Origin of the sequence: Acinetobacter sp. 1294596, from assembly GCF_000582925.1 — a bacterium.
GTDB lineage: Bacteria > Pseudomonadota > Gammaproteobacteria > Pseudomonadales > Moraxellaceae > Acinetobacter > Acinetobacter radioresistens.
The window spans coordinates 26,303-40,399 of the sequence record NZ_JFCC01000027.1; the positions used below are offsets into that span (position 1 = coordinate 26,303).

At 40.7% G+C, this 14,097-nt stretch carries 13 protein-coding genes; all 13 read left to right on the plus strand.

Going from position 1 to position 14,097, the window contains the following annotated elements; all coding sequences use genetic code 11:
- The first annotated feature begins 218 nt into the window (after nt 1-218).
- Nucleotides 219-1,667, plus strand: coding sequence for an NAD-dependent succinate-semialdehyde dehydrogenase (locus J502_RS10380; RefSeq protein ID WP_005406355.1), 1,449 nt, complete (start codon nt 219-221; stop codon nt 1,665-1,667).
- 140 nt (nt 1,668-1,807) lie between these two features.
- Nucleotides 1,808-2,743 (plus strand): p-hydroxyphenylacetate 3-hydroxylase reductase component, encoded by a 936-nt coding sequence (locus J502_RS10385; protein WP_005406405.1) that lies wholly within the window; start codon nt 1,808-1,810, stop codon nt 2,741-2,743.
- A 345-nt stretch (nt 2,744-3,088) separates the two neighbouring features.
- Nucleotides 3,089-4,495: an aldehyde dehydrogenase family protein gene (locus J502_RS10390; protein WP_034684009.1), complete on the plus strand. Its 1,407-nt coding sequence runs from the start codon at nt 3,089-3,091 to the stop codon at nt 4,493-4,495.
- Between the two features lie 763 nt (nt 4,496-5,258).
- Complete coding sequence (locus J502_RS10395; RefSeq protein WP_005404447.1) at nt 5,259-6,686, plus strand: amino acid permease; 1,428 nt, start codon at nt 5,259-5,261, stop codon at nt 6,684-6,686.
- Between the two features lie 231 nt (nt 6,687-6,917).
- A complete protein-coding gene (locus J502_RS10400) occupies nt 6,918-7,790 on the plus strand; it encodes an urease accessory protein UreD (RefSeq protein ID WP_005404448.1) in 873 nt (290 codons plus the stop codon).
- Nucleotides 7,791-7,876: 86 nt separating this feature from the next.
- Nucleotides 7,877-8,179: an urease subunit gamma gene (gene ureA, locus J502_RS10405; RefSeq protein WP_005019651.1), complete on the plus strand. Its 303-nt coding sequence runs from the start codon at nt 7,877-7,879 to the stop codon at nt 8,177-8,179.
- 9 nt (nt 8,180-8,188) lie between these two features.
- Nucleotides 8,189-8,515, plus strand: coding sequence for an urease subunit beta (locus J502_RS10410; protein WP_005404449.1), 327 nt, complete (start codon nt 8,189-8,191; stop codon nt 8,513-8,515).
- Entirely contained in the window at nt 8,512-10,212 is a 1,701-nt protein-coding gene (ureC, locus tag J502_RS10415) for an urease subunit alpha (protein ID WP_005404450.1), read from the plus strand. The genes J502_RS10410 and ureC overlap by 4 nt, the downstream gene beginning before the upstream one ends.
- A gap of 54 nt (nt 10,213-10,266) precedes the next feature.
- Nucleotides 10,267-11,385 carry a V-type ATP synthase subunit I domain-containing protein gene (locus tag J502_RS10420; RefSeq protein WP_034684011.1) on the plus strand — a complete coding sequence of 373 codons (1,119 nt, stop codon included), beginning with the start codon at nt 10,267-10,269 and terminating at the stop codon, nt 11,383-11,385.
- 125 nt (nt 11,386-11,510) lie between these two features.
- Nucleotides 11,511-11,996 carry an urease accessory protein UreE gene (gene ureE, locus J502_RS10425; RefSeq protein ID WP_034684013.1) on the plus strand — a complete coding sequence of 162 codons (486 nt, stop codon included), beginning with the start codon at nt 11,511-11,513 and terminating at the stop codon, nt 11,994-11,996.
- Nucleotides 11,983-12,648 carry an urease accessory protein UreF gene (locus tag J502_RS10430; RefSeq protein ID WP_034684015.1) on the plus strand — a complete coding sequence of 222 codons (666 nt, stop codon included), beginning with the start codon at nt 11,983-11,985 and terminating at the stop codon, nt 12,646-12,648. Before ureE ends, J502_RS10430 begins: the two co-directional genes overlap by 14 nt.
- A 56-nt stretch (nt 12,649-12,704) precedes the next feature.
- Entirely contained in the window at nt 12,705-13,319 is a 615-nt protein-coding gene (gene ureG, locus J502_RS10435; RefSeq protein ID WP_005019668.1) for an urease accessory protein UreG, read from the plus strand.
- Nucleotides 13,320-13,329: 10 nt separating this feature from the next.
- Nucleotides 13,330-13,899 (plus strand): HupE/UreJ family protein, encoded by a 570-nt coding sequence (locus J502_RS10440; RefSeq protein WP_005019671.1) that lies wholly within the window; start codon nt 13,330-13,332, stop codon nt 13,897-13,899.
- The last annotated feature ends 198 nt before the right edge of the window (nt 13,900-14,097 follow it).

A 14,097-nucleotide genomic window follows, 5' to 3' on the forward strand; every position in this document is an offset into this window, starting at 1 on the left:
TATATTTCATATTTTATATTAGCCTTAAAATTCTAAAAATATCTTTTATAAAAAACACATAGTGACTCGATTGAGGTTTGGTACAAAATTTGTCTTAGTTAGTCTAAAAAAAATATTTCTAAAAAAAATTATGAAATAATTGTTAAAACAATCATATTTAAACATTGAAGAGAAACCAAGCCATTAAAGGGTTTAAGCGTTTATCAGGGAGTGTATGAGTGCAATTAAAAAATTCTGGTTTATTTAAACAACAGGTATTTATTGATGGTCAATGGCTAGAAGCAGAGCAGAATAAAAATTTTGCCGTAATAAACCCGGCTACTGGTGAAACCATTGCTCATGTACCTTCTGTTAGTGAACAGCAGGTAGTAAAAGCAGTAGAAGCGGCTGATCAGGCACTACAAAGCTGGAAACAGACCACTGCAAAAGAACGTTCAATCCTGCTAAAAAAATGGTACCAGCTGATGATTGAACATCAGGAAGATCTCGCGATAATTTTAAGTACGGAACAGGGTAAACCAATGACCGAAAGTCGCGGAGAAATTCTGTATGGTGCAAGCTTTATCGAATGGTTTGCTGAAGAGGCTAAACGCACTTATGGTGATGTGATTCCCCATGATAAGCAGGGACGTCGCCTGCTTGTGATTCGTCAGCCAGTTGGCGTAGTGGCTGCAATTACACCTTGGAATTTCCCCAATGCCATGATTACCCGTAAAGTTGGTCCGGCATTGGCAGCAGGCTGTACTGTCGTGATTAAACCAGCTTCTGAAACTCCACTTTCTGCACTGGCTCTGGCCGCTCTGGCTGAAGAAGCCGGAATTCCAAAAGGTGTAATCAATGTAGTGACTGGCAGTGCCCGTGAAATAGGTGGAATCCTGACTCAGCATCCTCTGGTGCGTAAGGTATCTTTTACCGGTTCGACCGCCATTGGTAAATTACTGATGCAGCAATGCTCTTCAACCATGAAAAAAATCAGTATGGAATTAGGTGGTAATGCACCATTTATTGTGTTTGAGGATGCAGATCTGGATAAAGCAGTTGAGGGAGCGATAGCATCAAAATTCCGTAATAGTGGCCAGACCTGTGTATGTACTAACCGTATTCTGGTTCAAAACAGTATTTATGATACTTTTGTTGAAAAGCTTGCCGCTGCTGTAGCAAAACTCAAAGTTGCTCCTGCTTTTGAACCGGGTGCAGAACAAGGCCCGCTGATTAATGAAAAGGCAGTTGAAAAAATTCAGGAACATATTGATGATGCAACCTCCAAAGGAGCTAAAGTCATTTGTGGTGGGCAGCGGCATCAATTAGGTCAGACATTTTTTGAGCCAACCGTCTTAACTGATGTAACCCCAGATATGCAGGTCGCACAAGATGAAACCTTTGGACCACTAGCACCGGTTTTTAGATTTACCGAAGAAGCAGAAGCCATCCGTATGGCGAATGATACTGAATTTGGCTTGGCTTCTTATATTTATACGCAAAATCTAAGTCGGGCCTGGCGTGTAAGCGAAGCTCTTGAATACGGTATGGTCGGTATAAATGAAGGTTTAATTTCTACTGAAGTTGCACCTTTTGGTGGAATAAAGGAGTCGGGTTGTGGCCGTGAAGGTTCTAAATATGGGATCGAAGACTACCAGGAACTTAAATACTTGTGCATGGGTATCTAGTCAGTTTCTGGCAATTTCTTTGAGAATGTAATTGTATAGTTTTATGATGACCTGATATTTCATGATGAAATCATGAGTATAAGGCCTGTCCAGGAAACTATTTAACGTTACAATAACAGGGAGAAATTAGACTGAACGTTATGAACACAATTAACACAGCCCCTGTTATTGATACCAAAGCCTTTCGCCGGGCACTGGGTAATTTTGCAACCGGTGTCACTGTAATGACTGCTCAGAATAGTCAAGGTGAAAAAGTTGGCGTAACAGCTAACAGTTTTAACTCTGTCTCACTTGACCCAGCATTGATTCTATGGAGTATCGATAAAAATTCTTCAAGTTACCGGATCTTTTCACAAGCCAGTCATTTCGCGGTCAATATTTTATCTGCGGCTCAAATTGAATTTTCCAATAATTTTGCCCGCCGTGCAGAGGACCGTTTTGCTGGAGTCGATTTTGACATGGGTGCCGGTAAAGCACCTTTATTAAAAAACTGTTCCGCTGTGCTGGAGTGTGAAAAATTTGATATTGTTGAAGGGGGTGATCACTGGATCATTCTGGGTAAAGTGGTTAATTTTCATGACTATGGCCGTTCTCCTTTACTTTATCATCAAGGTGTTTATTCTGCGGTACTGCCTCATCCGAGTTTGAATACGCCTGTTGAGCCCAGAGAAGATAGTTTTCCTGGCCGTTTATATCATAACATGTACTACTTGCTAACTCAGGCAGTGCGAGCCTATGAAAGCGACTATCAACCCAAACAGCAGGCTACAGGTTTTCGGACCAGTGAAGCACGTTTGTTACTTGTATTGGATAGTAAAACTGCCAGTAGTAAAAGTGCACTGCAGCATGAAGTCGCTATGCCCATTGCCGAGGTTGAACAGGCAGCCGAGATTTTAGCCCAAAAAGGTTTGCTTATTGAAACCGAGACTACTTATGTACTTACAGAACACGGAAAGAGTGCGGCCAATATGCTCTACCGGATTTCTGAAAGTCATCAACAGGAAGTATTTTCAAAATATACAGAAGAACAACGCGAACTCTTTAAAGAAATGCTTAAAGACCTGATCGAACTTTAAAAAGTTTTTAATTTTATATTTAACTTGTTCTGTTATTTTGTCTTACCTGAATTATGAACAGTTCAGGTAAGACCTTCACGTCTTTATAATAGCCTAAGCATACTGACCTTATTAAAATTTGATAATTTATTTTAAAATTTAATTACATTATTTATAATAAATTTATGCATAATGTAATAGGTCCAACGCTTAAATAAAAGGTATTTAAATAATAAGATGAATTAATTTAAATCCTAAAATAAGGATATTAAAGCAAAAGTGATTTACTTTGAAATCTGGAAAATTTTTATCAATTCTTAAATTGCTCAATTTAGTAATTTTTATAACACTAACCAGGATGGTAGTATGAATACTCATATCATTATTAACGGTGAAAATATTCAAGGATCAGCAGAAACTTTTAAAGTGCTGAATCCAGCTAATGAAGAAGTAGTTACGGAAATAGCCAGTGCAACCCTAGAGCAGGTAAATCAGGCAGTTCAGGCTGCCACTGAAGCTTTCAAGCAATGGAAAAATATTTCTGATGAGGAAATTAATAACAGTTTTAGTAAAATTGCGAATGATATCCGTCAGGAAAAAAAAGAAATTGCCCGGTTAATTACCTTGGAGCAGGGCAAGCCATTAGGCTTGGCAGAGTTTGAGGTAGAAGCGGGTGCTAGCTGGATTGAATACATCGCCAGTCTTGAAATACCAGTTGAAACTATTCAGGAACCTGGTGGTAAAACCATTCAGGTTTATAACCGCCCACTTGGTGTGGTCGCATCGATTACACCATGGAACTGGCCGTTTATGATTGCGGTCTGGCATCTGTTTCCGGCCTTAAAAACTAAAAACTGTATTGTCAATAAACCCTCAGAATATACTCCTTTAAGTACAGTCAAACTGGTAGAAATTATTAACCGTCATGTACCAAAAGGCGTGTGTAGCGTAGTACTTGGCACAGGTAAAGTCGGGCAGGTTCTCAGTGAGCATCCTGATATCGCCAAAGTTACATTTACCGGTTCGACACGTACCGGGCAGAGTATTTTGAGCCATTCGGTTAATACACTTAAAGGTGTAGTACTGGAATTAGGTGGTAATGATGTAGGAATCGTACTAGACGATATTGACGTAGATAGCACAGCCGAGAAAATTTTCGGCTCGGCGTTTTTAAATGCTGGCCAGACTTGTGCCGCATTAAAGCGCTTATATGTGCATGAAAATATTTATGAGGACTTAATACATAAACTGGTAGAAATAGCTGAACGGCAGGTTGTGGGTGATGGACAAGAAGAAAATACAACTTTTGGTCCGGTACAAAACCGTATGCAGTTTAATAAAGTTAAGGCGCTTATTGAGGATGCGATTGCTCAAGGTGGAGAACTGCTTACTCAGGCACCAGTACTGCCAGAAAACGGCTATTATATTGCACCGACTTTGATTGCAAACCTAAGAGAAGGTGTGGCACTGGTAGATGAAGAGCAATTTGGTCCGGCTTTACCTATTATAAAGTTTAGTGAGATAGATGATGTGATCCAGCGCGCCAATCAAAGCTCTTTCGGACTCGGCGGTTCAGTCTGGAGCCAGGATATTGAAAAAGCTCAAGAGATTGCTAATCAGCTAGAATGCGGTACGGTGTGGATTAACAGTCATGCTGACCTGTCACCTGCTGCACCATTTGGTGGTTGGAAACTTTCCGGCTTGGGTTATTCATTTGGCCTGGATGGCCTACTTTTATTTACCAAGAAACAGGCAATCCATATCAGTCGCTAAAATGTTAAGGTGCCTCTTAGCTGATAAATGAGATAAGAGGCATTTAACAGTCTGTTTTAAACGTGCAAGGTCAGGTTATATTCAAAGAATATAAGTAATTCTATTCTTCAATTATTCATGCCTATAGTTATCTTTAATTCTAAAAATCAAAACAATAAATTTTAAAATATAAAAAATATTAAGCCTGGTTTTCATATATTAAATCGGTGCTTTAACTTGATGATCAGAAATATAAATTGGCTCCTGACAAATTTTAAAAAATGGTACTCGCAGGCTTTGGATAAACACGCCATATTGTTTAAGACGATAGGGCCAGATGTATTAAAACGGGTGGTGGCGAACGTACCATGTACATGAGTAAAAACTTGTACTTGCAGAGAATATTAAATAATGAATCTAAAAAATAAAGTCAGAAGCAAAGATGGAATGCTGTTTGGCAATATCGAGTATTTTTAGTGTGGTGGCGGCTATAGTTAAGTGACACGAGCTAAATATCTCTGATTTTTAAAATGAGTCTCTAACCTGACTATAGTTTCCTTAAACTCTAAAGCTAATGTGTATAAATAAATCTGATTGATCAAGATCATTATTCATTTTAATTGCTGGCTATAAACTCTGGACTCTTCAATTCAAGCAAAACAATTTCGTAAGGTGTAGATATGGCATTTTTATTTCAAGACTAATGTACAGTTTGCTGAATCTTGAAATTTTTTAAGTCGCTATCTATTTGCAACCATTAAAAAATTCATGGAATGAATACAAGATGCAGATAAATAAAAAAGAATCTTCGAATCAGTTGAGTGATTCATTAAAAACCAGACACCTCACCATGATGTCAATTGCCGGTGTTATTGGCGCTGCTTTATTTGTTGGCTCAGGTAGCATTATTGCAGCAGCTGGTCCGGCAGTAATACTGGCTTACTGTGCCGGTGGAGCTCTGGTGGTATTTATTATGCGCATGCTGGGCGAAATGGCGGCGACCTCACCCGACACCGGTTCTTTTTCGACTTATGCAGAACGTGCCATCGGGCGCTGGGCGGGCTTTACGATCGGTTGGCTGTACTGGTGGTTCTGGGTACTGCTGATGGCGTGGGAAGCTTATGTGGCAGGATTAATCCTGCATGAATGGTTTCCCTTACTCAGTGTAAACGTATTCACCCTGATGATGACGATTACTCTGACTGCCATCAATTTTATGCGGGTGAGTAAATATGGTGAGGTGGAGTTCTGGTTTGCTCTAATTAAAGTGATTGCAATTGTCCTGTTCATTGTTTTGGGTATATTGGCAATTTCCCGGTTATGGCCAGTGGGTGGCGTCAGCGGTTTAAGCAATCTTAGCGCTCATGGCGGCTTTATGCCCAATGGTTTGGGGCCGGTCATTGTTGCTTTACTGGGTGTCATGTTTTCATTTTTAGGCGCAGAAATTGTAACGATTGCCGCCTCAGAATCTAAAAATCCGGTAGAACAAACCAAGCGCGCTATTAAATCTGTAGTCTGGCGGATCTGCCTGTTTTATATTGGCTCAATCTTCTTGATTGTCTGTATTGTTCCATGGAATGATCCTTTGCTTAGCCAGACAGGTTATGGAGCATACCGCCGTACTTTTGAAATATTAGGTATCCCTGCAACCAAATGGATCATGAACTTCGTAGTACTGACATCGGTCAGCAGCTGTTTTGTTTCAGGCCACTATACCGCATCACGCATGTTGTATTCGCTTTCAAAGCGGGGAGATGCACCCGCCCTGTTTCAAAAAACCCGTAAAAACGGTACACCAGTGTTTGCTGTATTGGCTTCTTGTGTAGTGGCATTTGCTATTGCACTGATGAATTTCTTTGATGCACTCAAACCCAGAGAAATTCTGGATATACTCATGAACACCACGGGTATGATCGCGATGCTGGTTTATCTGGTAATTGCTATTTCTCAGCTCAGGCTGCGCCAGAAAATGGAACGCGAAGGTCAGGAAATTAAACTCAAAATGTGGTTTTTTCCGTGGTTAAGCTATCTGGTGATTGCTTTTATTGTTGCATCTTTAATTGCCATGACTTTTATAGAGCAATATCGGGTTCTGGTTATTTCTACAGGTGGAGCGGCATTAATCGTTATTTTTATTGGGATTACATTGCAGTTTAAAGCTTACCGGAGAAAACTGGCAGCCCAGCGTCCACTTAAACGAAGTTATTTCTAGTATATCAATTCATCCATGCCTTAAATCTGTTTTAAATTTTTCAGGTTATAGCTACTGTTACAGAAGCTATAACCTGATGATTTTTTAATTATCCCTTTTAATTTAAATAATGTTTTACTAGCTTATAATCTGCTCATTTCTCTCATTGCTTAATATAAAAATTATCTCTTCAGCACATTTTGGTGCAGTTTTTGCATTTTTCCAGATGATCTTATTAAAAGTTTTAAGAAAATGCAGTTTTTGAATGAAGATAAACCCGATGAATCTGCTCGCTGGTTTGCACGTCTGGAATTGGGTTTTAAAGCAGCACAGGACCGCACTATTTTACAGCATCGATGGCATTTTGGACCAATTAGGGTGCAAAAAATGTTATGGCCAGAAAAAACTGGAGTGTGTCATGCCATTATTGTGCATCCGCCTGCAGGAATTGCCGGGGGCGATCATCTGACTTTCAAGATTCATGTAGATGAAGAAGCACATGCCTTGGTTACCACTCCTGGTGCCGGAAAATGGTACAAGACCAATGCGAAACAGGCTTTTCAGCACATTCAGATTCAGGTTGAAAATAATGCGATTTTTGAATGGGTTCCTCAAGAAACTATGCTATTCAATGGAGCATGGGCGCACTCTGAAACTATAATTCAACTAAAAAACAATGCCAGCTTTATTGGCTGGGATATGCTGGTGATTGGGCGCCAGGCGCGAGATGAACGGTTTACTGAAGGCCTGTTTCAGAACCGCTTTAAACTGTTAAGAAATGAGCAGTTACTGGTCGCAGATAGCCTGAACTTTAAGGGGAGTGACCGCTGGCTTAGCTCGTGTCTGGGAATGAATAATCTTGCAGTTATGGGAAGTTTCTGGGCTATAGCACCTGAAAAATTTAGAACCAGTTTTTATCTGGATCAACACCTTGATCTGATCCGTGAGCTGATAATGCGTATGGATACACCAGTAACTTTAACTCTGCTCAATGATGTGATTTGTGCCCGTTATCTGGGGGATGATGTCCGTAAATGCCATGATGCCTTTGCGGCAATCCGTGCTCGGCTGCGACTTTACTGGTTTGACCTGAATGAAGAGTTTCCGCGAATCTGGAAAACTTGATAGTTAAATAATCTTCAAGCCCGCCGCATTCTAAAAAACTTGCATATATATTGCATGACATTTGTGAAGAATTTTAGGAAAGAGATATGGAACTCAACCCTACTGAAAAAGACAAGTTATTGATTTTTACTGCTGGCTTGGTAGCAGAACGTCGTAAGGCACGGGGGGTAAAGCTGAACTATCCTGAAGCAATTGCTTTTATTTCAGCAGCATTACTTGAAGGTGCACGTGACGGTATGACGGTAAGTGACCTGATGCACTACGGCACTACCTTGCTTACACGCGCAGATGTCATGGAAGGTATACCGGAAATGATCGCGGAAGTACAGGTAGAGGCAACATTTCCAGATGGCTCCAAGCTTGTGACTGTCCATCAACCGATTGTCTAGGAGAGCAATATGATTCCGGGTGAAATTTTTACCCCTGACCTCGACATTGAAATGAATGTCGGTCGTCAGACCTTGAAAATCACTGTAGCAAATGCCGGAGACCGTCCAGTTCAGGTGGGTTCACATTTTCATTTTTATGAAGCGAATGATGCATTGCAATTTAACCGGGAAGCTACAAGAGGCTACCGGCTCAATATTGCTGCGGGTACAGCAGTGCGTTTTGAACCCGGTCAAAGCCGCTCTATAGAGCTGGTTGCGCTGGCAGGCAAGCGCGAAGTATACGGGTTTGCGGGTCGTGTAATGGGCAAGCTGGAAGAACAGGAACACAAGAAATGAAAATGTCACGCCGTGCCTATGCGGAAATGTTTGGTCCAACACTCGGTGACCGGGTTCGTTTGGCGGATACCGAACTGTTTATTGAAGTCGAACAAGACCTGACTACCTATGGCGAAGAGGTCAAGTTTGGCGGTGGTAAAGTCATTCGTGATGGAATGGGGCAATCGCAGCTGCTAGCAGAGGAGGTGGCCGATACCATAATTACTAATGCGTTAATTGTCGACTGGTGGGGAATTATTAAGGCTGATGTCGGTCTAAAAAATGGCCGGATCTGGAAAATTGGTAAGGCTGGTAACCCGGATATTCAACCCAACATTACTATTCCTTTAGGAGCAGCAACTGAAGTGATCGCAGGTGAAGGGCAGATTCTGACTGCAGGGGGAGTTGATACGCATATTCACTGGATTTGTCCGCAGCAGGTAGAAACTGCACTCATGTCAGGTGTCACTACCATGATTGGTGGTGGAACCGGGCCTGCTGCAGGTACTTCGGCAACTACTGTTACTCCAGGGCCATGGCATATCTCGACCATGTTGCAGGCCATTGATGATTTGCCCATGAATATTGGTCTACTGGGTAAAGGTAACTTAAGCAAACCGGAACCAGTTGTCGAGCAGGTCCAAGCCGGTGTTGTGGGTTTAAAACTTCATGAGGATTGGGGATCAACGCCAGCGGCCATCGATAACTGTCTAACTGTAGCAGAAAATTATGATGTACAGGTCGCCATACATACCGATACTTTAAATGAAAGCGGATTTCTGGAAGAGACCCTGGCAGCATTTAAAGATCGTACGATTCACACTTACCATACCGAAGGTGCGGGTGGCGGACATGCCCCAGACATTTTAAAAGCAATCGGGCAGCCGAATGTTCTACCATCCTCTACTAACCCGACCCGGCCTTATACGGTAAATACTATTGATGAGCATCTGGACATGCTGATGGTCTGCCATCATCTCGACCCGGCTATTGCTGAAGATGTAGCCTTTGCAGAAAGCCGTATCCGTCGTGAGACCATTGCAGCAGAAGATATTCTGCAAGACTTGGGCGCAATTGCTATGATGTCATCAGACTCGCAAGCCATGGGTCGTGTAGGTGAAGTTATTATCCGTACCTGGCAAACCGCGCACAAAATGAAAGTACAACGCGGTACACTAGAAGGCGATAATGCCAGTCATGACAATAACCGTGTAAAACGCTATATTGCCAAATATACAATTAATCCGGCAATTACACATGGATTAAGCCATGAAATCGGCTCAATAGAAGTCGGTAAGCTGGCTGATCTGGTACTGTGGAAACCGGCATTTTTTGGGGTGAAACCTTCCATGATTATTAAAGGTGGCATGATTGCTGCTGCGCCCATGGGCGATATTAATGCCTCTATTCCAACCCCGCAGCCTGTACATTACCGTCCAATGTTCGGGGCATTTCCACGAGGCGTGCACAATACCTGTATTACCTTCTTGTCACAAGTAGCGATTGAGAGAGGTGTACATAAAAAATTGGGACTAAAAAAGCTCATCAGTCCATGCAAAGAAACACGTAACCTCACTAAAGCGGATATGAAGCTAAATACTTACTGTCCTGTGATGGAAGTAGACCCGGAGATTTACGAGGTACGGGCAGATGGGAAATTACTGACGTGTGAACCTGCGGAAGTGTTACCAATGGCGCAGCGTTACTTCTTGTTCTAAATGATAATTTAGATCAATATGCCATCTTTACTATTAAAATAATTGAGGGTGAAGATGGCTTTTAAATTTGAAAGTCAGGAATTTAAGCTTAAATTTGATCAGGTCGAATCACTGGCAAGGAGCATAATAGAAGATGACACGTACGCAGAAAGTATTAAAAACTTAGCCAACCATTTTCTAACTGCAACCCGCGTTTTTAACACGAATCTTGATTTAAGTGATTATGATCAATATATCGAATATTCGAGGAAACAACCTGTATCAGATTTCGTAAAAGTCGTAGATCAAGCCCTCAAGAAATATAAAAATAGTAATTTAGAATCTGATTTAATCTATCTATTCGACATCAGTTTAAATTTAATCAATATCTATTTTTCTGAACTAACTTTTATTCTAGGTGGATTGAGTAATTCAATTTCTTTGGAAGTAGGCAGCGTTATTGACTTTGTTAATACCAAATATTCCAATGATCCCAATTTTAGACGTTATGTTAGATTTGCTGAAAGAGATTTACCATTTCAAATTTTTAAAGAGTTATTTCATTCCAATGAAATTAAAAATGTAGCGGAATTAAATAGTAAGTTAAATGAAGCTAATAATGCTATCAATACTTGGAATAGTACATTCGAAACTAAGCGAGATGAAGTAGAAAATTTAGAAAATAAACTTGAAGAATATAAAACTAAATATGATTTTGTTCTTTTAAATAAGGGGTTTAAGCAACTCTATGAACAGAAAAAAGAGGAATTGAAAAGTAGGAAGGAGGGATATTCTGCTTTTGGTGCAATGTTATTTTTTACGCCGTTATGCTCACTCGCACTTTTTATATTTTTATATTTCAGTTTAGGTGAGCAAGGACTTAAATTTATTATTTATTTATCATTACCCGTTACTACCTTCATGATTATTGTTTTTTATTTCGTGAGAGCAGGACTACAGCATGTTCGTTCGGTTCCATCTCAAATGATGCAACTTGAACTACGAATGGCGCTCTGCCAATTTATTTATAACTATGCAGAAGACTCTGAAAAGTTACATAAGAAAAACTCATCTGGTTTTGAAAAGTTTGAGAACATAATCTTCTCACCACTTGTGTCTTCTGACGATAAAATTCCGACTACATTTGATGGAATGGAACAACTTACTAAATTAATTGGCGAGTTCAGGAAATAAATGCACCAATAAAAACCTTATTGGCACGAAAAATGCTTAATTTTGAGGCGTAAAACTACTGATACTTAATATGAGAATCATAAAACATTCAATTGTTAGGGATCTTTGCTTTAAAAAGGATAAGCATGAAAATCTATACCCAGCGATTAGAGACTATTCACCATAACAGTTCCTTTGAAATTGTTGAGCTGACATTTGATACCCGTCAAAAAAGCCGTTTTCGTGCGACCTTAAATTCAGGTATCGATATTGGTGCAGATTTACCTCGTACAGGTATTTTAAGAAGTGGTTCATTTATTGCCACAGAGCAGGGTGATATCTTGCGTATAGATGCCAAACCTGAACGTTTGATGCAGGTGATCGCCCAGAGCGACTTTGATTTGGTAAAAGCAGCCTATCACCTGGGTAACCGTCATGTTCCGCTGATGCTCACACCTAGCGCTTTATATTTTGAACCTGACCATGTGCTGGCAGAGATGGTTACAGGACTGGGTCTAACCGTTGCTGAAATCGAGCATCCTTTTGAACCAGAAAGTGGCGCCTATGCACAACACAGTCATGAACATCGTCTAAGTCCAATTAAAGTTTTACATGCTCATGGCCATCACTAATGCCAGCCAGCTTCTCAAACTACTAACACTCTCTTCTACAGCCTTGCCGGTAGGTGCTTATTGCTATTCACAGGGGGTAGAAAGTGCGATTGATCAGGGCTTTATTCATGATGAAGTTTCTAGTATTGCCTATTTTGAAGAAGTACTTGAAATGCTGCTAGTACGCTTTGAATTGCCTGTACTTCAACGCCTGATACAGTTTTACGCCGATGAGGAGCAATTTTTATACTGGGCAAACTTATATCGTGCCAGTCGTGAAAGCAGAGAATTGCTGGCGGAGTCACAGCAACTGGCGTTTTCTCTAAATGCCTGGATACGAGATGTTCTAAAACTTCCAGTAACTGTTAAAAAACAGTTTGGTTTTGTTCCGGTATATGCCCAGTTATGTGGCCAACTACAACTAAATATAGTTGATGTCTTAACTGCTTATACCTTTAGTGTTCTGGAAAATCAGGTACTGGCAGCAGTCAAGACTATTCCACTTGGACAGATGAGTGGCCAGCGCATTCTATGGCATCTGCATGAACTGATCCCGCAGGCGGTAGAGCAGGCTTTAACACTACAGGATGATGAACTGAGTAGTAATTTGCCGCAATATGCCATGCTGAGTATGGCACATGAAACCCAATATTCACGTTTATTTAGGTCGTGAATGAAGCGCTGGTTTAAAAATTCAAAGTAAGTTGTGAAATTAAAAAGGAAAACAAGATGACAGAACGTAGTCCATTAAGAGTAGGCATTGGCGGACCGGTGGGTTCAGGTAAAACAGCTCTTACCTTGAATCTATGCCGTGTCTTACGGGATAAATACAATATGGCCGTGGTCACTAATGATATCTATACCAAGGAAGATTCAAACTTCCTGACCCGTCATGAGGCTATGAGTCCAGATCGTATTGTCGGGGTAGAAACGGGAGGTTGTCCGCATACTGCTATTCGTGAGGACGCTTCAATTAATCTGGCAGCGATTGATGATTTATGTGAGAAGTTTGATGGACTGGAACTGATCATTATTGAAAGTGGTGGAGATAATCTGGCCGCAACGTTTAGTCCTGAACTTTCTGATCTGACACTATATGTCATCGATGTTGCAGGAGGAGAAAAAATTCCACGTAAAGGCGGGCCGGGAATTACTAAATCTGATCTTCTGATTATCAATAAAACTGATCTGGCGCCAATGGTTGGAGCAAATCTGGACGTTATGGACCAAGACGCCAAACGTATGCGTGGTGAAAAACCATTTTTATTTTCCAACATGAAAACCCAAGATGGTTTAAATGAAATTATAGAATTTATTGAAAAACAAGGACTATTTAAAGCCTGAGGACACTTATATGAAAAATATCATTCAAAGAGCCAGTTTAATAATGCTTGGCCTGATACCGGAAGTCAGTCAGGCACATCCGGGGCATGACCATCATTCAGGTTTTAGCGCGGGTTTCCTGCATCCTTTTACAGGCATGGACCATATGATTATGGCACTGGCGTTGGGCGTTTTACTTTGGTCCGCAGCCAGACAGTGGAAAATACTTGGCATGGCCAGTATGGCTACCGCACTGGTATTTGGTTTCGTGCTGGGTCAGCAACAGTTATTTTCGAGCAGTCTTGCCGAGTATGGCATTATTGCCTCACTGTTGATGGTTACTCTTGCACTATGGTCAAAATCCAGAATAATTCTACCTGTGGCTACAGCATTACTGGTAACTTTTCATGGTATTGCTCATGGTAATGAGCTCGGTCATTCAGGCCATATCGCCGGACTTGTTTCAGGTATGATAATAGCGATGTCTTTGATTTATATCGCAGGCTTGGGCCTTGGAGCATTGATCATACGCTATATTCCTTATGGCAAGAAAATCGTTGGGGCATGTGCAGCAATTGTGGCCCTGATAGGCCTTACTTAGTTTTTCTTATTTCCTGCTGTTTAAGAGCTAAATACTTGTTTGGCTCTTAAATCTTCTGAAATTCTATGGATACAAGTAGCTATGCATCATGCCTTGTATCAAGTTAAGGCATGAGTAATCAGCTTTAGAAAATTAGCATTATCTATATTAAGTTAATTATCGCTATAGTCTAAAGTAGCTGAAGAATTTAATAATAGA

Coding starts and splice junctions, on each gene's coding strand:
- J502_RS10385 (WP_005406405.1), top strand. CDS start 1,808: ATGAACACAATTAACACAGCCCCTGTTATTGATACCAAAGCCTTTCGC.
- J502_RS10390 (WP_034684009.1), top strand. CDS start 3,089: ATGAATACTCATATCATTATTAACGGTGAAAATATTCAAGGATCAGCA.
- J502_RS10395 (WP_005404447.1), top strand. CDS start 5,259: ATGCAGATAAATAAAAAAGAATCTTCGAATCAGTTGAGTGATTCATTA.
- J502_RS10400 (WP_005404448.1), top strand. CDS start 6,918: ATGCAGTTTTTGAATGAAGATAAACCCGATGAATCTGCTCGCTGGTTT.
- ureA (WP_005019651.1), top strand. CDS start 7,877: ATGGAACTCAACCCTACTGAAAAAGACAAGTTATTGATTTTTACTGCT.
- J502_RS10410 (WP_005404449.1), top strand. CDS start 8,189: ATGATTCCGGGTGAAATTTTTACCCCTGACCTCGACATTGAAATGAAT.
- ureC (WP_005404450.1), top strand. CDS start 8,512: ATGAAAATGTCACGCCGTGCCTATGCGGAAATGTTTGGTCCAACACTC.
- J502_RS10420 (WP_034684011.1), top strand. CDS start 10,267: ATGGCTTTTAAATTTGAAAGTCAGGAATTTAAGCTTAAATTTGATCAG.
- ureE (WP_034684013.1), top strand. CDS start 11,511: ATGAAAATCTATACCCAGCGATTAGAGACTATTCACCATAACAGTTCC.
- J502_RS10430 (WP_034684015.1), top strand. CDS start 11,983: ATGGCCATCACTAATGCCAGCCAGCTTCTCAAACTACTAACACTCTCT.
- ureG (WP_005019668.1), top strand. CDS start 12,705: ATGACAGAACGTAGTCCATTAAGAGTAGGCATTGGCGGACCGGTGGGT.
- J502_RS10440 (WP_005019671.1), top strand. CDS start 13,330: ATGAAAAATATCATTCAAAGAGCCAGTTTAATAATGCTTGGCCTGATA.